This is a genomic window from Vibrio sp. 10N.261.51.A3, assembly GCF_041471965.1.
GTDB classification, from domain to species: domain Bacteria; phylum Pseudomonadota; class Gammaproteobacteria; order Enterobacterales; family Vibrionaceae; genus Vibrio; species Vibrio crassostreae_C.
On sequence record NZ_JBFRPK010000088.1, the window covers coordinates 11342 to 34147 of the forward strand.

Annotated in this window: 22 protein-coding genes, 1 riboswitch and 1 other annotated feature; of the genes, 6 read left to right on the forward strand and 16 right to left on the reverse strand. The window is 44.8% G+C overall.

The features are described 5' to 3' along the window. Positions 1 to 106 precede the first annotated feature (106 nt). From hisIE to AB4371_RS19550, 9 genes are all read right to left on the reverse strand, one after another. Positions 107 to 757 carry a bifunctional phosphoribosyl-AMP cyclohydrolase/phosphoribosyl-ATP diphosphatase HisIE gene (gene hisIE, locus AB4371_RS19510; RefSeq protein ID WP_017060271.1) on the reverse strand — a complete coding sequence of 217 codons (651 nt, stop codon included), beginning with the start codon at positions 755 to 757 and terminating at the stop codon, positions 107 to 109. Continuing rightward, entirely contained in the window at positions 754 to 1527 is a 774-nt protein-coding gene (hisF, locus tag AB4371_RS19515; RefSeq protein ID WP_017060270.1) for an imidazole glycerol phosphate synthase subunit HisF, read from the reverse strand. Before hisF ends, hisIE begins: the two co-directional genes overlap by 4 nt. Continuing rightward, the gene (gene hisA, locus AB4371_RS19520; protein WP_017067391.1) at positions 1509 to 2246 is read right to left on the reverse strand and encodes a 1-(5-phosphoribosyl)-5-[(5-phosphoribosylamino)methylideneamino]imidazole-4-carboxamide isomerase; all 738 of its coding nucleotides are present in this window, start codon (positions 2244 to 2246) and stop codon (positions 1509 to 1511) included. Before hisA ends, hisF begins: the two co-directional genes overlap by 19 nt. A gap of 43 nt (positions 2247 to 2289) precedes the next feature. After that, the gene (hisH, locus tag AB4371_RS19525; RefSeq protein ID WP_017060268.1) at positions 2290 to 2904 is read right to left on the reverse strand and encodes an imidazole glycerol phosphate synthase subunit HisH; all 615 of its coding nucleotides are present in this window, start codon (positions 2902 to 2904) and stop codon (positions 2290 to 2292) included. Between the two features lie 9 nt (positions 2905 to 2913). Then, complete coding sequence (hisB, locus tag AB4371_RS19530) at positions 2914 to 4002, reverse strand: bifunctional histidinol-phosphatase/imidazoleglycerol-phosphate dehydratase HisB (protein WP_017067390.1); 1089 nt, start codon at positions 4000 to 4002, stop codon at positions 2914 to 2916. 129 nt (positions 4003 to 4131) lie between these two features. Continuing rightward, a complete protein-coding gene (gene hisC / locus AB4371_RS19535) occupies positions 4132 to 5172 on the reverse strand; it encodes a histidinol-phosphate transaminase (RefSeq protein ID WP_017060266.1) in 1041 nt (346 codons plus the stop codon). 9 nt (positions 5173 to 5181) lie between these two features. Next, a complete protein-coding gene (gene hisD / locus AB4371_RS19540; RefSeq protein WP_017065318.1) occupies positions 5182 to 6483 on the reverse strand; it encodes a histidinol dehydrogenase in 1302 nt (433 codons plus the stop codon). Beyond that, positions 6483 to 7379 carry an ATP phosphoribosyltransferase gene (hisG, locus tag AB4371_RS19545; RefSeq protein WP_017060264.1) on the reverse strand — a complete coding sequence of 299 codons (897 nt, stop codon included), beginning with the start codon at positions 7377 to 7379 and terminating at the stop codon, positions 6483 to 6485. Before hisG ends, hisD begins: the two co-directional genes overlap by 1 nt. Positions 7380 to 7432: 53 nt before the next feature. Continuing rightward, positions 7433 to 7568 (reverse strand) — a sequence feature (His leader region). Between the two features lie 190 nt (positions 7569 to 7758). Next, positions 7759 to 9351, reverse strand: a complete 1593-nt coding sequence (locus AB4371_RS19550; protein WP_017060263.1) for a Na+/H+ antiporter NhaC family protein — start codon at positions 9349 to 9351, stop codon at positions 7759 to 7761. A gap of 112 nt (positions 9352 to 9463) precedes the next feature. Continuing rightward, a riboswitch (Lysine riboswitch) is annotated at positions 9464 to 9641 on the reverse strand. 364 nt (positions 9642 to 10005) lie between these two features. On the opposite strand from AB4371_RS19550, the gene AB4371_RS19555 reads away from it, so the two are divergent. Next, positions 10006 to 10416, forward strand: coding sequence for an H-NS family nucleoid-associated regulatory protein (locus AB4371_RS19555; RefSeq protein WP_017060262.1), 411 nt, complete (start codon positions 10006 to 10008; stop codon positions 10414 to 10416). A 194-nt stretch (positions 10417 to 10610) separates the two neighbouring features. Here AB4371_RS19555 and AB4371_RS19560 read toward each other — a convergent pair whose 3' ends face one another. Together AB4371_RS19560 and AB4371_RS19565 are read right to left on the reverse strand one after the other, a co-directional pair. Continuing rightward, positions 10611 to 11915: an inosine/guanosine kinase gene (locus AB4371_RS19560; RefSeq protein ID WP_017060261.1), complete on the reverse strand. Its 1305-nt coding sequence runs from the start codon at positions 11913 to 11915 to the stop codon at positions 10611 to 10613. A gap of 102 nt (positions 11916 to 12017) precedes the next feature. Next, the gene (locus AB4371_RS19565; RefSeq protein ID WP_010439986.1) at positions 12018 to 12287 is read right to left on the reverse strand and encodes a hypothetical protein; all 270 of its coding nucleotides are present in this window, start codon (positions 12285 to 12287) and stop codon (positions 12018 to 12020) included. Between the two features lie 204 nt (positions 12288 to 12491). Here AB4371_RS19565 and mnmA point away from each other — a divergent pair, with 204 nt between their 5' ends. From mnmA to purB, 3 genes are all read left to right on the forward strand, one after another. Further along, a complete protein-coding gene (gene mnmA, locus AB4371_RS19570; RefSeq protein ID WP_372150526.1) occupies positions 12492 to 13628 on the forward strand; it encodes a tRNA 2-thiouridine(34) synthase MnmA in 1137 nt (378 codons plus the stop codon). A 43-nt stretch (positions 13629 to 13671) separates the two neighbouring features. After that, on the forward strand, positions 13672 to 14289 hold the full coding sequence (gene hflD / locus AB4371_RS19575; RefSeq protein ID WP_146491851.1) for a high frequency lysogenization protein HflD: 618 nt from the start codon (positions 13672 to 13674) through the stop codon (positions 14287 to 14289). Positions 14290 to 14432: 143 nt separating this feature from the next. After that, positions 14433 to 15803, forward strand: coding sequence for an adenylosuccinate lyase (purB, locus tag AB4371_RS19580; RefSeq protein ID WP_017065316.1), 1371 nt, complete (start codon positions 14433 to 14435; stop codon positions 15801 to 15803). Positions 15804 to 16117: 314 nt separating this feature from the next. Here purB and htpX read toward each other — a convergent pair whose 3' ends face one another. Then, a complete protein-coding gene (gene htpX, locus AB4371_RS19585; protein WP_029235495.1) occupies positions 16118 to 16981 on the reverse strand; it encodes a protease HtpX in 864 nt (287 codons plus the stop codon). Positions 16982 to 17258: 277 nt separating this feature from the next. Between htpX and AB4371_RS19590 the strand changes: the two genes are divergently transcribed. Then, positions 17259 to 17426, forward strand: a complete 168-nt coding sequence (locus AB4371_RS19590; protein ID WP_017060256.1) for a hypothetical protein — start codon at positions 17259 to 17261, stop codon at positions 17424 to 17426. Positions 17427 to 17540: 114 nt separating this feature from the next. Here the strand turns inward: AB4371_RS19590 and bioD are convergent, their stop codons facing one another. The 4 genes from bioD to bioB are packed head-to-tail and all read right to left on the reverse strand — an operon-like array spanning position 17541 to position 21284. Then, on the reverse strand, positions 17541 to 18224 hold the full coding sequence (bioD, locus tag AB4371_RS19595; RefSeq protein WP_372150527.1) for a dethiobiotin synthase: 684 nt from the start codon (positions 18222 to 18224) through the stop codon (positions 17541 to 17543). After that, positions 18221 to 19024: a malonyl-ACP O-methyltransferase BioC gene (gene bioC / locus AB4371_RS19600; RefSeq protein WP_017060254.1), complete on the reverse strand. Its 804-nt coding sequence runs from the start codon at positions 19022 to 19024 to the stop codon at positions 18221 to 18223. Before bioC ends, bioD begins: the two co-directional genes overlap by 4 nt. Next, entirely contained in the window at positions 19025 to 20245 is a 1221-nt protein-coding gene (gene bioF / locus AB4371_RS19605; protein WP_372150528.1) for an 8-amino-7-oxononanoate synthase, read from the reverse strand. It abuts the gene before it with no gap. Then, positions 20232 to 21284, reverse strand: a complete 1053-nt coding sequence (gene bioB, locus AB4371_RS19610) for a biotin synthase BioB (protein WP_016792500.1) — start codon at positions 21282 to 21284, stop codon at positions 20232 to 20234. Before bioB ends, bioF begins: the two co-directional genes overlap by 14 nt. Before the next feature lie 159 nt (positions 21285 to 21443). Here bioB and bioA point away from each other — a divergent pair, with 159 nt between their 5' ends. Beyond that, on the forward strand, positions 21444 to 22721 hold the full coding sequence (gene bioA, locus AB4371_RS19615; protein WP_017068080.1) for an adenosylmethionine--8-amino-7-oxononanoate transaminase: 1278 nt from the start codon (positions 21444 to 21446) through the stop codon (positions 22719 to 22721). Positions 22722 to 22806 lie beyond the last annotated feature (85 nt).

Sequence of the window (22806 nt, forward strand, 5' to 3'; positions counted from 1 at the left end):
GAAATCTTGAAATCTTGAAAATTAAAAAACTAAAAAGCCCCGTAAACATGTTTGTTTGCGGGGCTTTTGTCTGTCTTTTACGCGGTTCTATTAATCTAAAGAGAGCTTACTTATGACGCTCTTTCAGCTTGTTTACCACATCATCCATCGATAAGCCTTGGTCTTGAAGAAGAACCATTAGGTGGTAAATCAAATCTGCTGATTCACACACTAACTCCGCCTTATCGCCCGACGTCGCCGCAAGCGCGACTTCAACGCCTTCTTCGCCCACTTTTTGCGAAATACGCTTGGTGCCACGGGCATATAGACTGGCAGTATAAGAAGATTCAGGATCGGCGTCCTTGCGGGCAGCCAATAGCTGCTCAAGCTGATGAAGCCACACCATCTGAGACTCTTCTTGCTTGTCTCCATCCCAACACGTTGTTGTACCTGTGTGGCACGTTGGACCAATGGGATTAACTTTAACCAGTAAGGTGTCGCTGTCACAGTCCAAGGCGATGTTTTGCAGTTGCAATACATTGCCCGACGTTTCACCTTTCGTCCAAAGACGCTCTTTTGTGCGAGAGAAAAACGTCACATTGCCAGTTTCACCCGTTTTCTCAAGTGCGGCTGGGTTCATGTATCCCATCATTAGCACTTGGCTTGACTGGTAATCTTGAACAATCGCTGGCACTAAGCCATCTACTTTTTCCCAGTTAATACGCTCTGACAATGCGCCTACTTCTGTTTTTGATAAGCTTACGGGTTCAAAACTCATAGTCGCACCTCTACATCTTGTTGTTTTAAATACTGTTTAAGTTCACCAATATTGATGACTTGTTTGTGGAATACCGAAGCCGCAAGTGCTCCATCCACGTTGGTCTTTTTATAAGCTTCAGCAAAGTGCTCCATTGCACCAGCGCCACCAGAGGCAATCAATGGCACATTACACACTTCACGCACCATGTTTAACTGATCGATATCATAGCCGTTACGAACGCCATCTTGGTTCATCATGTTTAACACAATCTCACCTGCGCCACGCTTCTGTACTTCCTGCACCCAATCTTTGGTTTCCCATTTGGTTGCTTTAGTACGCGCTTCATCGCCTGTAAATTGGTAAACCTGATATTTACCGGTTTCTTTGTCGAAGTATGAATCGATACCGACAACGATACACTGAACGCCAAACTTATCAGCAAGGTCAGTAATCAGCTGTGGATTAGCCAATGCCGGTGAGTTGATTGACACTTTATCCGCACCAAACTCAAGGATGCGCGCTGCATCTTCTGCTGATTTAATACCACCAGCGACACAGAAAGGGATATCGATCACTTCAGCTACGCGTTTCACCCAGCTTTTATCGACCACACGGCCATCACTTGATGCGGTGATGTCATAAAATACCAATTCATCGGCGCCCTCTTCTGCATAGCGTTGTGCTAGCGGAACGATGTCACCAATAATTTCGTGGTTACGGAACTGAACGCCCTTAACCACTTGTCCGTCACGGACATCCAAACAAGGGATTATGCGCTTTGCCAACATGCAAATGCCTCCTCTGCGGTAAACTTGCCATCAAGTAGTGCACGACCCACAATCACACCCGCAACACCGCTGCCTTTTAGCGCTTCGATATCAGCTAGGCTGCCAATGCCGCCCGATGATTGGAATTGCACTTGTGGGTACTGCTTACAAAGATCAACATAGAGCTCTACGTTTGATCCTTCTAGCGTGCCATCGCGTGAAATATCGGTACACAGCACGTGTTTAAGGCCAACCGTGAGGTAGTCTTCAATCAGCGCTTCAATGGTCACACCTGAATCTTCTTGCCAACCTGAAATCGCCACTTTACGTATGCCGCTTTCGTCAATATTGATGTCCAGAGCCAGCACGATTTTTTCCGCGCCGTACTTCTCCATCCAACCTTTCACCAACTCAGGTTGCTTAACGGCTGTAGAACCAACCACAACGCGCTGTGCGCCAGCTTCTAGCAGATCAACGACATCTTGTTCGTTACGCACGCCACCACCAATCTGGATGTTCGCAGGCGTGCTAGCAAGGAGCTTAGCAATCAAGTCTAACTGACGAGCCGTTGTGTCTTTTGCGCCCGTTAAGTCAACAAGGTGCAGCCAGCCAGCGCCAGCTTGGTGGTACAGATTAAACTGCTCTGCTGGGTCTACTTTGTATTCTGTTACTTGCCCGTAGTCTCCTTGGAATAAGCGAACTACTTGGCCTTCAATTAAATCTAACGCGGGAATAATCATTTACATTCCTTATATGGCAACGTTAGCCGCTGCCTAATCCTTATTACAATTCCAAGAAGTTCTGAATCAGCTTAGAGCCAGCTTTCGAAGATCGCTCTGGGTGGAACTGAACACCATAATAATTGCCACTTTGAACCGCCGCAGTGAACGGATTACCGTAATCACATTGTGCGATTGTGTAGTCGCCCACTGGCATTGCGAAGCTATGAACAAAGTAGAAGTATTCGCCTTCTTCAATGTCTTTAAATAGCGGGTGATTAGGTGTTGCCGTTACGGTGTTCCAACCCATGTGTGGTAATGGCAAGTCGCCCGTTTCAAGTAAACGAACTTCACCATCACACAAACCTAGGCATTCAACTAACTCATCAGCCTTTTGACCTTTCTCTTGAGACAGTTTGCCTAACAGCTGCATACCTAGACAGATACCCAGCAGAGGCTTCTCAACTTGCTTGACAAGGGTAACAAGGTCACGCTCTTGCAGGTTCTTCATTGCCTCACTTGCTGTACCTACACCGGGTAGGAATAGCTTGTCGGCAGCAAGAACCACTTCTGGTTCTTTTGAAATTTCAACTGCGTAGCCCAAACGTTCAATCGCAAACTTCACCGATGAAACGTTGGCACAACCAGTATCAATAATAACGACTTTTTGCTCTTTCATACCGAACCCTTACAGAACGCCTTTGCTGCTTGGTAACTCGTTACCTTCAACTTTGATTGCTTGGCGAAGAGTACGGCCAAACGCTTTGAACAGGCTCTCAATGATGTGGTGATCATTATTGCCATCAGAAGAAAGGTGTAGCGTACAAGCCAATGTATCAGTTAGAGAACGGAAGAAGTGAACCACCATCTCGGTTGAAAGATCACCCACTTGCTCACGGCTGAATTTAGCATCGAACTTCAGGTATGGGCGACCAGAAAGGTCTAACGCACACTGAGCCAAACACTCATCCATTGGTAGGCTGAAACCAAAACGGCCAATACCACGTTTGTCGCCTAGTGCATCTTTCAATGCTTGGCCTAAAGCAAGAGCGGTATCTTCGACTGTGTGGTGATCATCGATGTGCAGATCGCCTTTCACAGTCAGGTTCATTTGGAAACCACCGTGTGTCGCGATTTGATCAAGCATGTGGTCGAAGAAACCCATGCCGGTATCGATCTTGTTGCCACCGGTTTCATCAAGGTTTACTGCAACCTTGATATCTGTTTCTTTAGTGGTACGAACTACTTCAGCAATACGCGCATTAACCGTCAGATCTTTAACGATTTGTGGCCAGTTAAGCGTGCCTTCAGTTTCCGCATCCGGGCTATATTGAATACCGCGGATTGCCATGTTCTCTGCCAGTTGAAGATCCGTCATTCGGTCGCCAATCACAACAGAGTGTTGGAAATCGACTTTACCGCCTTGTAGGTACTCTTTAACCATACCCAGTTTAGGCTTACGGCAAGAGCAGTTGTCTTCGTCAAAGTGAGGGCAAATAAGCACGTCGTCAAACTTAACGCCTTGAGATTCGAAGAACTCCATCATCATATTGTGTGGTGCATCGAAATCTTCTTGTGGGTAGCTATCGGTACCTAAACCATCTTGGTTAGTGACCATTACTAAGCGGTAACCAGCATCTTGCAAAGCAAGCAGGCTAGGAATTACTCGCGGTTCGAATTTTAGCTTGTCTAAACGGTCTACTTGAAAGTCAACTGGCGGCTCAACAATTAAGGTGCCGTCACGGTCTATAAAAAGTATTTTCTGTTGTTTACTCACTTGAACTTCCTTTTAATTTTAAATCTGGTGGCCTAGCTAAAATCAAACGCTAACCCAAAATATTGGTTTCACTTGCCAGCCCAATTAATCAAATCAAACTGGCAAATGTTATTACTGGTAAGCCTTTCATTACTGATAAAAGTTACGAATGAATCCAAGTGTCTTTTCGCACTCTTCGCGGTTACCAATACTAATACGAACACAGTCTTCAATAGGTGAATTACGCAAAATAATGCCCGTATCCCAAGCCGCTTTAAATAACTCATCGCCGTTCGGGAATTTCACCAGTAAGTAGTTACCCCAGCCATCAAAAACCGTCACTTGAGGCATACCTAATAGACCCGCCTGCAAATACGCTCGGTTAGCACTTAAATCTAGAACTTGGAACTTAGCTCGCGCTAGTCCTTGCTCTGAGAGAGCTTGAACGGCAATGTCAGCAACAGGGATTGGCACAGGATAAGGAGCGATCACTTTCAACAGTACATCGATAAGCTCTTTATTCGCTAGCGTAAAGCCACAACGTAAGCCCGCCAAAGCAAAGGCCTTCGACAAGGTGCGCAGAATCGCTAGGTTTGGATATTGCTCAAGCAAATCAACGGTTGACGCTTCTGGACAAAAATCGATATACGCTTCATCCATCACCACAATCGCTTTGTCTTGTGTCATTTCAAGCAGCTTGATGATGTCTTTACGATCAACTAAATTACCGGTTGGGTTATTTGGGCTACAAACAAACACCACTTTTACGTTGTCGAGCTGAGCTTCGATAGCTGGAAGATCCAATTGCCATTCAGAAGTAAGAGGCACAACTTTACGCTCAACACCAATCGTCTCTGCACTGATTGCGTACATACCGTAAGTAGGTGGGCAGTAAAGAATAGCGTCTTCGTTCGGCTCACAGAAAGCACGAATCAATAACTCAATGCCTTCGTCAGCACCACGAGTCGTCAGTGTTTGCTCTGATTTCACGCCTGCGTATTGAGCGTAAGCATCAATCAGCTCTTTTGGCTGACATTCGCTGTAACGGTTAAGACGAGACAAGTTCAGGTTGTACTCGTTATCAAACGGAGATTCGTTGGCGTTTAGCCATACATCACCAGTACCGCCTATGCGTCTTGCAGACAAGTAAGGTGTTAGAGCCTGAACTTGTTTTCTTGCTAACTTTTCCATGCCCTACCCTTATTTCGCTTTATTTAACTTTTCAACTCGGATAGTCACAGCGCGTTTGTGTGCATCCAAACCTTCGGCTTCCGCCATTGTTACTACTGTTGGCGCTAGGCCTTTCAACCCATCGGCTGTTAGCTCCTGCACCGTCATTCGCTTAGAGAAATCAGCCAAACCTAGGCTTGAATACGTCTTGGTATAACCGTAAGTCGGAAGAACGTGGTTTGTGCCGGATGCGTAGTCACCTGCAGATTCTGGAGACCAGTCACCAAGGAAAATTGAGCCTGCATTATCTAGCAATGGCAGCAATTCACGTGGGTTCTTGGTTTGAACGATCAAGTGCTCAGGACCGTAGAAATTCGAAATCGCAATCGCTTGAGTGATCGATTCAGCAATGATGATTAAGCTTGAAGCCAATGCTTGCTGAGCGATGTTCGCACGAGACAGTTCTTTCAGTTGCTTTTGAACCGCTTCTGTTACTTGGTCTGCAACCACTGGAGATGGAGTTACCAATACTACTTGAGAGTCAGGCCCGTGTTCCGCTTGGCTCAACAAATCCGCTGCAATGAAGTCTGCATCAGCCGTTTCATCAGCAATCACTAACACTTCAGATGGGCCAGCTGGCATATCAATAGCTGCTCCGCGGAAGTCATTACTCACTTGGCGCTTTGCTTCCGTAACGTAGGCATTACCTGGGCCGAAGATCTTATCGACTTTAGCCACACTCTCGGTACCGTAAGCCATTGCTGCAACCGCTTGACCACCACCAACGTTGTAAACTTCGTCGATCTTACAAAGCTTAGCGACATACAAGATTTCATCAGCGATTGGCGGAGGTGAACAAAGCACAACCTTACGACAACCTGCGATTTGAGCAGGAACACCTAACATAAGAACCGTTGACGGTAGTGGCGCACTGCCACCGGGAATATAAAGGCCAACAGTATTAATCGCGCGCGTCACTTGCTCACACACAACACCAGGCTGTGTCTCAACCTTAATTGGCTGCGGCTTTTGAGCTTCGTGAAACTTAGCAATGTTGCTATAAGCTTGCTCTAACGCTTGCTTCATCTCTGGTGTTAGACGAGCACACGCCTCTTCAATCTCACCCGAACTGACTCGGATAGATTCTGGAGTTACACCATCAAACTTTGCAGTCAGCTTTTTAAGCGCGGCATCGCCTTCATTTCGTACTTTTGCAATAACATCAGAAACAGTCGCTGTGATGTTTGCACCTTCAGTAATAGCTGGACGCTCTAATACCGAGTCTTGCTGTGATTCACTTAAAGATTGCCAAACAACGGTTCTCATCGTCACTACCCCATCATTTTTTCGATTGGTAATACTAGAATCGAGCTTGCACCCAACTCTTTCAGCTGTTCCATTGTTTCCCAGAACAAGTTCTCTGTACTTACTAGGTGCACGGCAACTTTGTCTTTGTCTGTAGATAGAGGAAGAACCGTTGGATCTTCAGCACCAGGCAGTAGTGCTTTGATTTGCTCTAGTTGAGAGGTTGGCGCGTGAAGCATGATGTACTTCGACTCTTTCGCTTGTTGAACACCCTGCATACGAGTCAGTAGTTTTTCAATCAGTGCGGTCTTGTCTGCGTCGAAGTCGCCAACACGTTGAATCAGTGTTGCTTTCGATTGGAAGATAGCTTCTGCTTCTTTTAGGCCGTTTGCTTCAAGCGTTGCACCTGTAGAAACTAAATCAGCGATAGCGTCTGCAAGGCCAGCGCGAGGCGCGACTTCAACCGAACCTGTTAGCATACAAGTGCTGAACTCAACACCCTGCTCGTCCATGTAGGCTTTAAGTAGTTGTGGGTAGGTTGTCGCAATACGTTTGCCCGCTAAGTCTTGTGGGCCGTTGTATTCTTCGTCTTTATTAATAGCGATTGAAAGGCGGCAACCACCGAAGTCTAAACGACGTAGTGTGCGGAACTCTGAAGGCTCTTTAAGAGCAACACGATCTAGACGAACTTCTTCTAGTTCATTTTCACCGATGAAACCAAGGTCAACTACACCATCCATGATAAGACCTGGGATGTCGTCATCACGAACGAGTAACAAGTCGATTGGCATATTTAGTGAGTGAACCACTAGGCGCTCACCCATGATATTAAATTTAACACCACATTTTTTAAGTAGGTCTTGGCACTCTTTACTTAAGCGACCTTTCTTTTGAATTGCGATTCTTAGGCGTTGTGTCTGCATTGCTGTATCCCTGTGCAAATATTTGAATTTATTGATTATTTAAAAGCGCTAAAACTAAAAAACCCTCGGGGACTTTGTCATCCCGAGGGTTTAAATCTAAATTCTTTTGACTTAACCTCCGGGAGTAATCTTGCTCCCGGGTATACGTAAATCTCCCCGAAAGACTAGATAGGGTGATGATGGTGATGAATGTTCATTACTAATTTACGCATACTTATCAGCTCTTAGGTTGTTTGCTGTCTTGTCTCCACACTAACTAAGCTGACATCCTTTTTCAACCATTTATTCGAACTTTTTTCACGAAACTTAAAATTAAATTAACAGGCACAAAAAAGGGAGGCAAACGCCTCCCTGATAGTTTACTGATTAACTTTCAATTTTAGCTTTTGCACGTCGCCATTTTGCAGCGAGAGAAGTAAGCCAATGCAAAACATACAGCAACAAACGTTAGAGACGCTGCGCCAAATGCGATGCCAATTGAAGATGTCATACCTAGAGTGATGAAACCAATGCACGATACAAACGCTACAGACAACGCGTATGGAAGCTGAGTCGAGACGTGGTCGATGTGGTTACAACGAGCACCAGTAGAAGACAGAATCGTCGTATCTGAGATTGGAGAACAGTGGTCACCAAATACTGCACCCGCTAGAACCGCACTTAGCATTGGAAGAATCAGTGCGATATCCGATGCTGCAGCCATATCACCCGCGATTGGTAGCATGATACCGAACGTACCCCAAGATGTACCTGTAGAGAACGCCATAACGCCCGCTAGAAGGAACAACATAACCGGTAACCAGTGGTAATCAATGCTGCCTGTTACTAGAGACGATAGGTAAGAACCCGTTTTCATGTCGCCGATAACAGAACCGATAGTCCATGCAAACACAAGAATCAGAATCGCGCCAAACATAGAGCTAGCACCGATCCACATTGTTCTTGCGATATCAGTCATAGATAGCTTTTGCTTGAATACTGTCGCTAGTGCTACTAGTAAGCCAATAACACCACCGTAAACAAGAGACTTACCTACATCCGTGTTTTCGAATGCGCCTAGAAGGTTGAATGCTTGGCCATCAGCAGCCAGCGCTTGGCCGCCTGTGTAAAGCATTGCAGCCACTGTCGCTACAATTAGCGATACGATTGGCATAACAAGATCAGAAACTGAACCGTTTTCGCTCTCTTCGATATCTAACTCTTCGTTTAGATCGTGAGCTTGCTTTTGATCGTTGTCACCTTCAAAGCCACGGCCTTGAGATGCTTCGATCTCATGCTCACGCATCTTACCAACGTCTAGACCGAACCATGCTACTGCGAACACCATTAGTAGTGCGAATACAGCGTAGAAGTTCATTGGGATAAGACGAACGTAAGCACCCAGTGCAGAATACTCTGTCACACCGTGTGTCACTAAGATGCCACCAATGATCGTGATGATGTAAGCACCCCAGCTAGAAGCAGGCATGATCACACACATAGGAGCCGCAGTTGAATCTAGGATATAAGCAAGCTTAGCGCGAGATACATAGAAGCGGTCTGTTACAGGACGAGAGATAGCACCAACCGCTAGGCTGTTAAAGTAGTCATCAACAAAGATGAATACACCTAAGAAAGCAGCAAGTAGTTTTGAACCACGTTTGCTCTTAACGCGAGACTGTGCCCACTCCGCGAATGCGCGAGTACCGCCAGACAGTGTTAATAATGCCGTTGTCATTCCAAGAATAATTAGGAATGCAATGATGCTCATGTTCCAAGTGTTGATGCCACCATCTTCGATGAAAACACCAGATGCTTTAGTAAACACGTAGCTAGCTGCGTTACCTACTGAGTAATCAGCAAGTAGAATCGCACCCATGATGATACCGACACCCAAAGAAACCAATACACGGCGGGTAACAATAGCAAGGCTCAAAGCCACAAGGGGCGGAAGCAAAGATAAAGGTGATGTTGCAAAATCTATTAAATTCATGATCTTCAAAAACCAGTTTTTTATTTGGCTAGAGATCTACTGCAGACAAACTTGATACGGCTGACCAAGCTCATGTTGAACTAAGCGAAAGGGAAGTGAACACTTCACCCAACCCTACAGTAGCGCTCCATAGTTTAAAATTAAGACTATGGCAGTGTTGTACCTATTGAGCACAACCCCAGCAAATTGCTTAGATATACAATTTACTTCGGCAATTACACCTTTCAATCCCGTTCATTGGCATCACCCCAACGGAAGTTACTTTTTATAATTGCACCTCTACGTGCGATAACATTATTAACCGTGTAAACCTGAGTTTAACAACAAATTAACCAACACCTCGCATCAGGTAGCCGCAATTGTACTCATCAAGAGCAACAATGCAACATATCATTCCGAGAAAAATAGCTTTTTGTTAATGAACTAATCAATAGAAGAATAGTCTACATAAGTTTACTACTCCACCTGTCACATATCATTTTTTAAGATATTCTTAATAATTATTATAAATTCAATAGAAATACTGCTCTGAATTTTCAACTATTCATCTCACTTTTATATTTAAATATGTAATAGAAGAAATACTATTTGTTTTATTCCTAGGCTCTGTTTATTATTAGGAAGATTATTTAGTTTACCTTGATGGAAAATATCATGTCTGAATTAACAAAAACTCTATTAAATATCCGCAGCCTTCGTGCGTTCTCACGTGAATTAACTCTTGAGCAACTTGAAGAAGCGCTAGACAAGCTGACTATTGTTGTACAAGAGCGTCAAGAGTCTGAAGCTGAAGAGCGTGCTGCTAAAGCAGAGCAAGAAGCTAAGCTTTCTGCTATTGCTGAACAAATTGCAAAAGACGGAATTGATGTTGCCGATCTTATTGCTGCACTTTCTGGTGAAGCAAAATCTAAAACAACAAAAGCTAAACGCGCTCCTCGCCCAGCGAAATACAAATACGTAGACGCAAACGGCGACGAGAAGACTTGGACAGGTCAAGGCCGTACGCCTTCAGCTATCCAAGAACAGCTAGATGCTGGTAAATCTCTAGAAGAGTTTGCTATCTAAACATTTAGTTTACTTAGTGAGTAATCAATTACACGCTAAGCGATAGAATTAATATTTAAGTCGACCAAAGTATTATTTACGACTTCAATATATTCAGAAACAAAAAAGGCTCCTTTCGGAGCCTTTTTTATATTTGTACTATCAGTATTAGAAACCAACTGATACTGATAGTACTACTGATTAAAGAAAGTAACTTATCTTTCCCAGTACGCTTCTTCTAGGCTATCTTCTCTTTCAGGAAGGCCACGAGATAAACGTGGAGAGTGTTGAACCAACACTTCATAGCTAGCACGGTTAGAATATTTACAAACTTGTGAGAACGAAGAGTACGTCAAGAATGAATGTTGGTGTTTACTTGAGTTTGGCACGTTTTCTTTGTGGTACTTATTAGCAGCCATATCATGTAATAAAGCTGATAACGCAGCATCACCTGCACCATTGGTATTTTTGATCTTTTCTGGTCCACCCATGTATGGCGCAATGTGCGAATACACTTTAGTTGGGTTTTCACATAAATCTTTATGCGCAGGACGGCTAAATTCAAAACGGTTGAATTCCGCAATTGAACCTGGAAGTAAAGGCAGTGACGTTTCACGCTTAGCTGCATCTTCTGTATAACCAGCCATAAATAGGCCAACAGGTCCCGCAGTACATAGAACAAGGTCTACCCAGTCTAGCGCTTTATCTGATGCAGCCAGTGGATCGCTTTCACCCGTTAACGCTTCAGCTTCGTCTTCATTCATTGCAACAACCGTTACGTGTTGCTCAAGGAAATCTTTCCAGAATTCTGGATCATCTTGAATAACGAACTTAGTACCTAGTGTAAGAACGACTGGCACATCGTATTTCTTCGCGTATTCGATCGCTTTCATTGTTGCTTCAGGCATCGGGTCGCCTGGCTTACAGCGAACTAAATAAGCCGTTAAAACTAAAGCAGAAGCACTTTTGAAGATTTTTTCAGGAATGCTTTCTGGTTTTAATTGGTTCATTTGTCCTTCGCTAATTGCGAAAGTACGTTCACCGTCTTCTGTAATTAATGCAAAGCAGCGACCAATTGCGCCATCTACCCCTTGTAAATGGTTCAGGTCCATTCTGCTTGATGTATTACATAAATAGCGGTAACCGTAGCTACCAATCTTAATATCTTGGCTCATTACACCCAGTAGAGTAGAACGGTCATCCGCTAGCACTGAATAGTTGTGTAATGTGTTACCAATTGTGCCACCAGCGTATTCATTGGTAATCAGGCACTGTTCTTTTAATTCTTGATATAAAGATTCAGCGGCTGCGTCACCAATAACCAGTGAATGTCCCTTGCTCAAACCATACTTCTCAATAAGTTCAGAACTCACCTTTGCTTCAATATCCACCAATGTTTGGTCAATACCGATAATATGAGTGCGTGACATTCTTTTACTGCTTTGAGCTTGGCTCACTAGAGGATCACGAGCGTGAACCGGAAAGTAGTGCTTTGATTTACGTTGTCCAGGGAATTTCATAGGGCTAGTCTAAGTCAAGGGGAAATAGGTGGCGGATTCTACCGCGCTATATTTAACGCGGCAATCTTTCAAACTATAGCAAACGTTTGCTGAAGGTTTTTTTTATTCGCCTTCCATAAAGCTCAGATCAGGCAGCATACCCAAATGCTCTGCGTAACGTTTTTGATTGAACTCCGCGCCGTTTTTCATAACGTCAAAGACTTCAATTGCCAGTGCACATGCCATAGCCGCAATTGCCTCTTCACGAGGAGTACCAGTCATCATTAAACGCATCAGCGTCTCTTTAACTTTTACAGGTTCGCCATCTTCAAGCTGGTTTTCGATAATCTCAATCAGCTCTTCTTCTTGCATAAATTCATTTTGTTCAGACATTTTTTTATCTCAGGTCTTGGATTTCGAGCGACTATGCCACATATACTTCTGACATCCTAGCGACTCACCTCGCTCTCATGCGATTCTCTAACAAAGTCAGCGCACTATTTGTGCAAATGAAACTGTGATTCCGGTCTCGGATCTGTCACGGCGTTTCTCTTTCTGTTAGAATCTGCGACCAAGTAATAGTAACGGTGTTTAGACATGTCAGATATCAGCTCTGGAAACAGCGAAAAGAAAGTAATTGTCGGTATGTCCGGCGGTGTAGATTCGTCAGTATCGGCGTATCTTCTTCAGCAACAAGGCTATCAGGTAGAAGGCCTTTTCATGAAAAACTGGGAAGAAGATGATAACGAAGAATACTGCACGGCAGCTGAAGACCTTGCTGATGCTCAAGCGGTATGTGACAAACTAGGTATCCACCTACACACGATCAACTTCGCTGCAGAATACTGGGACAATGTATTCGAATACTTCCTTGAAGAGTACAAAGCAGGCCGCACACCGAACCCTGATATCCTTTGTAACAAAGAAATCAAGTTCAAAGCATTCTTAGAGTTTGCGGATGAAGTGCTAGACGCAGACTACATTGCGATGGGTCACTACGTTCGTCGTACTTTCCCAACTAAAGAAGAGCTTGATGCTGGCGTAAAACCAGAAATGCTACGTGGTCTAGACAGCAACAAAGACCAAAGCTATTTCCTATACACGCTAAGCTCAGATCAAGTGGCACGAAGCCTATTCCCTGTCGGTGAATTAGAAAAGCCAGAAGTGCGACGTATTGCTGAAGAGCAAGACTTGATCACAGCGAAGAAGAAAGATTCTACAGGCATCTGCTTTATCGGTGAGCGTAAGTTCACTGAATTCCTAGGCAAATACCTACCAGCACAACCGGGTAACATCGAAACACCGGAAGGCCAAGTGATTGGTCAACACCAAGGTTTGATGTACCACACGCTAGGTCAGCGCAAAGGCCTTCATATCGGTGGCACTAAAGGTGGCGGCGGTAATGAAGAGCCATGGTTTGTTGGTGAAAAAGATCTCAAGCGTAATGTTTTGATCGCAGTACAAGGTAAAGACCACCCTCTTTTGAAATCAGAAGGTTTGATCGCTTCTCAGCTTCATTGGGTAAATCGCACACCAATTACTGAAGTTATGACATGCACGGTAAAAACACGTTACCGTCAGACTGATATTCCTTGTACAATCATCCCAATTGATGATGAGAACATTAAGGTTATTTTTGATGAACCACAGATTGCTGTGACCCCAGGTCAATCGGCAGTGTTCTACCTAGACGAAGTATGTCTTGGTGGCGGTATCATCGAAAAACGCATCTAACTAATCGAACGACAAACGATAGAAGACAACTAGGAGTTACTACGTGGCTAATACACTTTATGACCGTACTATTGCTTTCGCCGGAATTTGCCAAGCTGTGGCTTTGGTTCAACAAGTAGCGAAAGACGGCCATTGTGATAAAGATGCCTTCGAAGCTTCACTCAGTGCTATTTTAAATACCAACCCAGCGAATACAGTTGGCGTATTTGGACGTGAAGCGAACCTAAAGCTTGGCCTTGAGTGCTTAGTAAAAGGTATCGATAGTACTCCAGCTGGTAGCGACATTACTCGCTACATTATCAGCTTGATGGCTCTTGAGCGTAAGCTATCTTCTCGCAACGACTCTATGTCTCAGCTTGGTGATCGCATTCAAACTGCAGAGCGCCAAACTGAACACTTTGATCTGTTCGACGAGCAAATGATCAGCAACCTTGCGAGCATCTACCTTGATGTTGTGAGCCCAATAGGCCCTCGTATTCAGGTTTCTGGTACTCCGTCTGTACTTCAGCAGACATCGAGCCAACATAAGGTTCGCGCACTGCTTCTATCAGGGATTCGAAGCGCTGTGTTATGGCGTCAAGTTGGCGGTAAACGTCGCCACCTTATCTTCGGTCGTAAGAAGATGATCGAGCAGGCTCAAATCCTACTAGCTCGAATGTAGTTTATTAGCTCGCGCCTCGTCGCGAGCTTGTTTTTTGTATCAACACAACTCTCACGCAAACGATTGCGCAATGTGCGTGACAATTGAGATTGTTACTGGTATAAACCTCTCAAAATTTAGAAAACTCAATTCAGGAGAACACCATGGAACTGTCAGCATTGACTGCTGTTTCACCAGTAGACGGCCGTTACGGAAGTAAGACTATTGCATTACGCAGCATCTTTAGTGAGTTTGGACTACTAAAGTACCGCTCTATCGTTGAAATTCGTTGGTTACAAAAGCTTGCAGCAACTGATGCAATCAAAGAAGTACCAGCGTTCAGTGCAGAAGCTAACCAGTTTCTTGATGAACTAGCCGCTAACTTCAGCGAAGAAGATGCTCTACGTATCAAAGAGATCGAGCGCACGACTAACCACGACGTTAAAGCGGTTGAGTACTTCTTGAAAGAGAAAGTTGCGGGCGTTCCTGAGCTTCACGCAGTTAACGAATTCATTCACTTTGCATGTACTTCTGAAGACATCAACAACACCTCTCACGCGCTTATGCTTAAAGAAGCTCGTGACACAGTGATTCTTCCAGAAATCCGTAACGTAATTGATGCTATCAAAGCACTTGCGAACGAGTACCGCGATATTCCATTACTGTCTCGTACACACGGTCAGCCAGCTTCTCCTTCTACTATGGGTAAAGAGATGGCTAACGTTGCGTACCGTATGGAACGTCAATACAAGCAAATCGAAAACGTTGAGATCCTAGCGAAAATCAACGGTGCTGTAGGTAACTACAACGCACACCTTTCTGCATACCCAGAAGTTGAATGGCACCAGTTTAGCGAAGAGTTCATCACTGAATCTCTTGGCGTAACTTGGAACCCGTACACAACTCAAATCGAACCTCACGATTACATCGCTGAGCTATTCGATGCAATTGCTCGTTTCAACACTATCCTTCTAGACTTCGACCGTGACGTTTGGGGCTACATCGCTCTTGGTCACTTCAAGCAGAAGACTATTGCTGGCGAAATCGGTTCTTCGACAATGCCGCATAAAGTTAACCCAATTGACTTCGAAAACTCTGAAGGCAACCTTGGTCTAGCGAACGCAGTATTCAGCCACCTTGCACAAAAACTTCCAGTTTCTCGCTGGCAGCGTGACCTTACTGACTCTACGGTTCTTCGTAACCTAGGTGTGGGTGTTGGCTACGCAATCATTGCATACACTTCGACTCTGAAAGGTATTAGCAAGCTTGAAGTTAACCGCGCTGCGCTACTTGCTGAACTAGACAAGAACTGGGAAGTATTGGCTGAACCAGTACAAACAGTAATGCGTCGTTACGGCATCGAAAAACCATACGAGAAGCTAAAAGAGCTAACTCGTGGTAAACGTGTAGATGGCGAAGGCATGCGTGCATTCATCGATGGTCTTGAGATTCCTGCAGACGAGAAAGTTCGTCTGAAAGAGATGACTCCAGCAAACTACATCGGTCAAGCAATCGAGCTAACTGACAAACTGTAAGGTTCGAATTTCGAATCACAGAATAGACTAAGGCTTCCCATGTGGAAGCCTTTTTGTTGAGCGGAACAAAGTGTATTGAGCACAAGAGACGTCAGCAAAATAATACAAAGCAACCCAGTATCATTACCCTACTCATCTCAATCCGTGCGATATCAACCAATCAATACCGTAATGCTTCATCACCAGTAACCCTCTATCGCCAGACACCTATTCCTCGAATACTTACTGTCTTAGATGCCAAGATCAAAAAAGACCTCCCGAAGGAAGCCTTTCAAATGTATCTTGTCGATTAGCGACTGAAGAATACGTAGCGATTACATGTTACGTAGAGAAGCAATACGCTTGTCTAGCGGCGGGTGGCTCATTAGAAGCTCTGTTAGAGACTTCTTACCGTTGATACCAAATGCCATCATAGAACCTTCTAGTTGTGGCTCATGGCTCACCTTTAGGCGCTCTAGCGCTGCAATCATCTTCTCTTTACCTACTAGGTTCGCTGCACCTGCATCGGCATGGAATTCACGATGACGGCTGTACCACATCGTAATGAAGCTTGCTAAGAAACCAAATACCAATTCCAACACCATAGACACACCGAAGTACACCATCATGTTGCTGCCACCCTCTTCTTCGTTGTCATTCGACGCAACAATGTTGGCGATGAAACGAGATAGGAAGATAACGAACGTGTTCACTACACCTTGCATTAACGTCATGGTCACCATATCACCGTTCGCGATGTGGCTCACTTCATGCGCTAATACTGCTTCAGCTTCATCACGCGTCATGTTGTGCAGCAGGCCTGTTGATACTGCTACCAATGAATCGTCACGCTTAGCACCTGTCGCGAATGCGTTGATGTCTGGCGAATCGTAGATCGCCACTGTTGGCATACCAATACCAACTTGTTGAGATTGACGGCTTACCGTCTCCATCAACCAATGTTCTGTTTCGTTACGTGGGCTTTCAATGACCATGCCGCCTACCGAGCGTAGCGCCATTTTCTTCGACATCATTAATGAAATGAATGAGCCGCCAAAACCAAATACCGCAGCCATCACCAATAAACCTGAGAGGCTACCGGGTTGCATACCTGTAACTGCGTATACAACATTAAGAACAACACTTAGTACCAATACAACCGCTAGGTTAGTTGCAAGGAACAACATTACTCGCTTCATTACTTATCTCCGCATGAAAGCTGTTTTTATAAAACTTATTGTTATAGACAAGGCAGACAGCAATAGATTCCAACCTTGAAGACTTATACTTACTTATACATATAGTCTTAGATTAAGAAAACAAGGTTAAGCATTAAATTGCAACATTTGATTACGAGACCATATCCGAATTAAATCCACTCTATTAGACCTAAGTCGTATGGTGTCGATATAACAATCCGTTTACAGTGACTTCAGATGATTTATTGGCTAGTCCATGTACAAAAAGGAAAGGATCATGGTTGAAGGTACTAACACTCAAATGGCTATCGATTTACTGTGCTGTCACCTAGGGATTACTGAAGAAGAAGCGAAAAAGCAGGTTGGAATCCTAACACCGCAAACGGCACAGACAAAAATCACAGAAACTCAGCAAGCTTTAATGGGACTGACTAAAGAACATTAGTTCTAAGCTTGTTTATTAAAAGACCGGTTGTTTATCAACTCAAGGTCTAAAGGCTTAAAATAGCAAAAGGGCTGCAATCGCAGCCCTTTTCTTATTTAGTACATAACGTGGTAATTAAAGCGCAAGCAAAGGCTGCACATCAATGTACTTACCAATGTTTTTAGACTTCGCTTTTGGGACGTAAGGGATTTCACCTAACTTAGGTGCACCTAACTTATCTTCAAGCATCGCAATAATATCTGCGTAGTGCTCAGTACCTGGATTGATACGGTTTGCGACCCAACCTACTAGGTTTAGGCCATCAGCACGAATCGCTTCTGCCGTTAATAGAGCGTGGCTCAAACAACCAAGTTTAATACCCACAGTCAGTACCACTGGCAGTTGCTCTTTTTTAACCCAGCTAGAAAGATATTCATCGTCTGAAACCGGGACTCGCCAACCACCAGCACCTTCAACTAACACGATGTCAGAGTTTTTCTTATGCTCTTCTAGCTTCGCTGATAATACCGCCTCATCAATTACAACACCATCATGCTTAGCAGCGATGTGAGGCGATGATGGTAGCAACAACGCGTATGGATTGACGTCTTCGTAAGCAATATCTTGCGTCGCCGCTTCTTGAAGATGCAGTGCATCACTATTACGTAGTCCTTCAGGGGATTTGTCACTCCCTGCAGCAACTGGCTTGTAACCAATTGTTGATAAATCTTGTGCGGCCAAAGCTTGAAGAATCGCTTTTGAAACCACAGTTTTTCCCACTTCGGTATCCGTACCTGCAATGAATAATGCATCAATCATAATTGAATAACCCCTAAACAAACTTGATATGTTGCTGGTAAGAAACCTTGATGGTTCTTAAACTCTCGATATTCCCGATCAACAAGCTGCAACATGCGACGACTTGTTAAACCTTGTGAGCGACCACTTACGTGATTAGCGCCGATACCTTTAAGGTCGCGCATCAGTTCAAACGCAGTGTCGTACCAAACGGTGATGGTGGGCAAGTCTAGTTGATGAACGGTACAGCTAGATTGCGCTAACGCAATTTTTACCTTATTGATTGTAATAAAATGGTTAACGTGTTGATGTGCGTCAATTTTGGACCACGACTTTTTCAGTTCAAACAGCGACCCATCAAGCAAAGTTGAGAAAATAACACGCCCACCAGCCGCTGTAACACGCTTCATCTCTCTCAAAGGCGACGACAAATCGTCACACCATTGCAACGCAAGGCTAGAGAAAACGATGTCAAAGCACCCATCTTCAAACGGCAATTGTTCGGCATCGGCTTGTTGATATAAAGATACAGATGCACCACACCGCTTCTCTGCTGTTGCTAGCATTCCAACAGAAAGATCAGCGCAAACCACTTCGGCGCCTCGTTTTACAAGTTGCTCGGAGAAATAGCCAGTACCACAACCTAGATCCAGCACCTTAAAGCCTGACAGATCGCTGGGTAATTTATCCAGTAATCGGTGGCCAACATCGCGTTGAAATTCAGCGTGTTTGTCATAGGTTGTTGCCGCTTTACCAAAGGCTTCGGCAATCGCACTCTTATCTTGGCCAACGTAATTATGCACTACTGCTTCTTGTGACATTTACTGAGCCTCATTGTTTATTTCGATGTGAGTTTCGCTATTCGATTCAAAGCTTGATTCACTTGATTGAACATTTCTTTCGACTGCTTGACGTAACGAACGGGTTAACTGAAGAATCTGCTTTTGAGTGTGATTGGCGGTTAATGTAATACGCAGACGAGCCGTCCCGGTCGGAACCGTGGGTGGCCTAATTGCAGTGACCCAAACTTGGTTGCGCTTTAATTCTTCTGCAACGGAGAGCGCAGCCTGAGCCTCACCGATCACAAATGGCTTAATCGGAGTCTGAGTATCCACAAAGCCTTTCAAGCCGCTCACCTGCTCTGCATAGAGAGACCCTAACTCAGTCAGCTTTTCTCGGCGCCACTCTTGAGTTTGAGTCATCTTACAGGCATGAGATAAAGCCACCGCTTGTGAAGGTGGCATCGCCGTCGAGTACACATGATGACGAGCAAACTGAGTTAAGTAATCACCCACTTCTGACGAACAAAGAATCGCAGCACCAGAAACGCCAAATGCTTTGCCAAAGGTCACCACCAAAATATCGGGGGAGATTTGTGCTGCACTGCAACTCCCAGCTCCTTTATCACCTAATACGCCGATACCGTGGGCATCATCAACCGCCAACCAACTGTCGTATTGATGAGTCAGGTTAGATATCTGGCTGAGAGGCGCTTGATCGCCGTCCATGCTGAATACGCCCTCAGTGACGACCAAGGATTGTAGAGATCGGCTTAATAGAGACTCTAGATGCTGCGTGTCGTTGTGTTTAAAGCGTTTCATTGCTGCAGGACAAAGCATCCCCGCTTCCATCAAAGAGGCGTGGTTAAGTTTGTCTTGCAGCAATGAGTCGTCTTTTTCGAGCAGAGAAAACAACAAAGCTTGGTTCGCACTGAAACCAGAACTAAAGAGAATCGCACGTTCAAAGCCCAACCATTCACACAGCTGAGCTTCTAAATTTCTATGAGCAGGACTAAAACCCGTGACCAATGGCGATGCCGCACTGCCAGCACCATAAAGGGAAAGCCCAGCTTGCCACGCCTCTACCAATTCAGGGTCGTTCGCCAAGCCTAGGTAATCATTACTCGAAAAATTAATAAAGCGAGAACCTTCGCAATTAAGCAAAGGACCATTACTGTTTTCGAGCACTTTAAGTTGACGAGTTAGCCCCTGCTCACGGCGTTGAACAAGGGCATCTTTGATACGGGATTTAAACAGTGGCATCGTAGAACATGTCATCTTTCGTTGGACGAGCAGCAACGCGCTCCACCACTTGATCTAACAGTTCGTTTTCTTGAATTTCGTCAGGCTTTTGAGCCACTTGTTGGCTGTTGATACCCAGCTTCTTAAACAGCTGCATATCCGTGTCTTCATCTGGGTTTGGCGTAGTCAGTAGCTTACAACCGTAGAAGATAGAGTTCGCGCCAGCCATGAAGCACATCGCCTGCATCTGTTCATTCATATTCTCGCGACCTGCAGATAGACGAACCGCTGACATTGGCATCATGATACGAGCAATCGCAATCAACTTAATGAAGTCAAAAGATTCAACATCATCGACGTTTTCCATCGGTGTGCCTTTCACTTTCACGAGCATGTTGATTGGCACACTCTCAGGGTGTACCGGAAGGTTCGCTAGCTCTACCAGCAGGCCTGCACGGTCATTGGTACTTTCGCCCATACCGATGATGCCACCAGAACAGATCTTCATTCCGGCATCACGCACGTGAGACAACGTGTCTAAACGATCTTGGTAAGTACGAGTGGTGATGATGCTGCCGTAAAACTCGGGAGACGTATCAAGGTTATGGTTGTAGTAATCCAAGCCTGCATCCGCTAACTCGCCAGCTTGATCAGGGGTTAACATGCCTAGTGTCATACAGGTTTCTAGACCCATACCTTTCACACCTTTGATCATATCAGTCAAGTGAGGCATATCGCGTTCTTTCGGGTTTTTCCACGCCGCGCCCATACAGAAACGAGTCGAGCCCGCGTTCTTGGCTTTTTGCGCCGCATCCAAAACACGCTCTACTTCCATTAGGCGTTCTTTGTCGACATCCGTTCGGTAGTGAGCACTTTGAGGACAATACTTACAGTCTTCAGGACAAGCACCAGTCTTAATCGATAGAAGCGTACTCACCTGCACGTGGTTGTGCTCTTGGTACTGTCTATGAACCACTTGAGCTTCAAACATTAAATCCATAAACGGTTTTTCAAGCAGTGCTGTTACTTCAGCAACTGTCCAGTCATGACGAACTTCCACGTGTCGATCCTTTTTTATTATTTGATGTTTCATCTCTATCAATAGAGATTGCATTTATGCTTGGCTAGTCTACCGACAAGCTTTAGACTGTCAACACATTGATAATATCAAAAGTTTACATCTGGTTATTTTTTAATCACACCAAGAATGGAAGTTACTATGGATCTCGCCTTTGATCGCCAGCATATCTGGCATCCCTACACATCAACGTTAACACCTCTGACCTGCTACCCAGTCACCAACGCAGACGGTGTTTACCTAGAATTAGAAGGCGGAAAACGAATTATTGATGGTATGTCATCTTGGTGGTCAACCATCCACGGCTACAATCATCCAGAGCTAAACGCTGCAGCTCATAGTCAAATCGATAAGGTTTCACACGTTATGTTTGGTGGCATCACCCACCAGCCCGCTATCGATCTATGTAAGAAGCTTTTGAATCTCGCGCCAAGTAATCTTGAGCATGTATTTTTGGCCGATTCAGGTTCAGTTGCCGTAGAGGTTAGCCTCAAGATGGCATTGCAATATTGGCACGCTAAAGGACAACCTCGTTCAAAGTTCCTCACACTAAGAGATGGCTACCACGGTGATACCTTTGCGGCGATGTCAGTGACCGACCCTGACAATTCGATGCACAGCCTCTACAAAGGCTTTTTGCCGGAACATATTTTCGCTGATTCGCCAAAAACAGGCTTTTGGGATGAGTGGAACTCAAGTGACATCGATAGTTTTAAAGAAAAGCTGGCAGCACACCATCAAGAAGTCGCAGCGGTGATCTTAGAGCCAATCGTTCAAGGGGCTGGTGGCATGCGCATCTACCACCCTGAGTTCCTAAAACAAGTTCGCTTACTGTGTGATGAATTCAACGTATTGCTGATCTTGGATGAGATTGCGACCGGGTTTGGCCGTACAGGGAAACTATTCGCTTGTGAGCATGCCGATGTTCAACCGGACATATTATGCGTAGGCAAGGCTTTAACTGGTGGTTATATGACATTGTCAGCGACGCTGGCGAGTAAAGAAGTTGCTGACACGGTATGTGGCGGTGAAGCGGGCTGCTTTATGCACGGGCCAACATTCATGGGTAACCCATTAGCTTGCGCAGTCGGTGCGGCAAGTTTATCCATCATCGAGCAAGGTCATTGGAAAAATCAAACTCAACAGATCGAACAGCTTTTCTCTGAGTTGCTACCACCATTGCGAGAGCATGATCTTGTCAAAGACGTTCGCTGGTTGGGCGCGATTGGCGTCGTTGAAACCCACACACCTGTCGATATGGAAACCATCCAAGCTCACTTTGTAGAGCAAGGCGTTTGGATCCGTCCGTTTGGTAAGCTAATTTATATGATGCCTCCGTTTATTATCAAACCACAACATATTGAGCAATTGGTCGCTGCTATCGACACTGCATTACAAAATACTCATTGCTTTAAATAAGGCGTTTATTGCTCTAAACAAGAGCGACGATTATTTCTATATATCTTCATTAATAAATCATTTAATTAATCGAGTAGGAGGAGGC

What these genes read in the sequence shown, in the direction of transcription:
- hisH (WP_017060268.1), bottom strand. Translation starts at nt 2,904, where the DNA reads ATGAAAGAGCAAAAAGTCGTTATTATTGATACTGGTTGTGCCAACGTT.
- bioA (WP_017068080.1), top strand. Translation starts at nt 21,444, where the DNA reads ATGGATCTCGCCTTTGATCGCCAGCATATCTGGCATCCCTACACATCA.
- bioF (WP_372150528.1), bottom strand. Translation starts at nt 20,245, where the DNA reads ATGCCACTGTTTAAATCCCGTATCAAAGATGCCCTTGTTCAACGCCGT.
- AB4371_RS19590 (WP_017060256.1), top strand. Translation starts at nt 17,259, where the DNA reads ATGGTTGAAGGTACTAACACTCAAATGGCTATCGATTTACTGTGCTGT.
- hisA (WP_017067391.1), bottom strand. Translation starts at nt 2,246, where the DNA reads ATGATTATTCCCGCGTTAGATTTAATTGAAGGCCAAGTAGTTCGCTTA.
- mnmA (WP_372150526.1), top strand. Translation starts at nt 12,492, where the DNA reads ATGTCAGATATCAGCTCTGGAAACAGCGAAAAGAAAGTAATTGTCGGT.
- AB4371_RS19550 (WP_017060263.1), bottom strand. Translation starts at nt 9,351, where the DNA reads ATGAATTTAATAGATTTTGCAACATCACCTTTATCTTTGCTTCCGCCC.
- bioC (WP_017060254.1), bottom strand. Translation starts at nt 19,024, where the DNA reads ATGTCACAAGAAGCAGTAGTGCATAATTACGTTGGCCAAGATAAGAGT.
- AB4371_RS19555 (WP_017060262.1), top strand. Translation starts at nt 10,006, where the DNA reads ATGTCTGAATTAACAAAAACTCTATTAAATATCCGCAGCCTTCGTGCG.
- hisF (WP_017060270.1), bottom strand. Translation starts at nt 1,527, where the DNA reads ATGTTGGCAAAGCGCATAATCCCTTGTTTGGATGTCCGTGACGGACAA.
- bioD (WP_372150527.1), bottom strand. Translation starts at nt 18,224, where the DNA reads ATGATTGATGCATTATTCATTGCAGGTACGGATACCGAAGTGGGAAAA.
- AB4371_RS19565 (WP_010439986.1), bottom strand. Translation starts at nt 12,287, where the DNA reads ATGTCTGAACAAAATGAATTTATGCAAGAAGAAGAGCTGATTGAGATT.
- purB (WP_017065316.1), top strand. Translation starts at nt 14,433, where the DNA reads ATGGAACTGTCAGCATTGACTGCTGTTTCACCAGTAGACGGCCGTTAC.
- htpX (WP_029235495.1), bottom strand. Translation starts at nt 16,981, where the DNA reads ATGAAGCGAGTAATGTTGTTCCTTGCAACTAACCTAGCGGTTGTATTG.
- AB4371_RS19560 (WP_017060261.1), bottom strand. Translation starts at nt 11,915, where the DNA reads ATGAAATTCCCTGGACAACGTAAATCAAAGCACTACTTTCCGGTTCAC.
- hisC (WP_017060266.1), bottom strand. Translation starts at nt 5,172, where the DNA reads ATGGAAAAGTTAGCAAGAAAACAAGTTCAGGCTCTAACACCTTACTTG.
- hisG (WP_017060264.1), bottom strand. Translation starts at nt 7,379, where the DNA reads ATGCAGACACAACGCCTAAGAATCGCAATTCAAAAGAAAGGTCGCTTA.
- hisIE (WP_017060271.1), bottom strand. Translation starts at nt 757, where the DNA reads ATGAGTTTTGAACCCGTAAGCTTATCAAAAACAGAAGTAGGCGCATTG.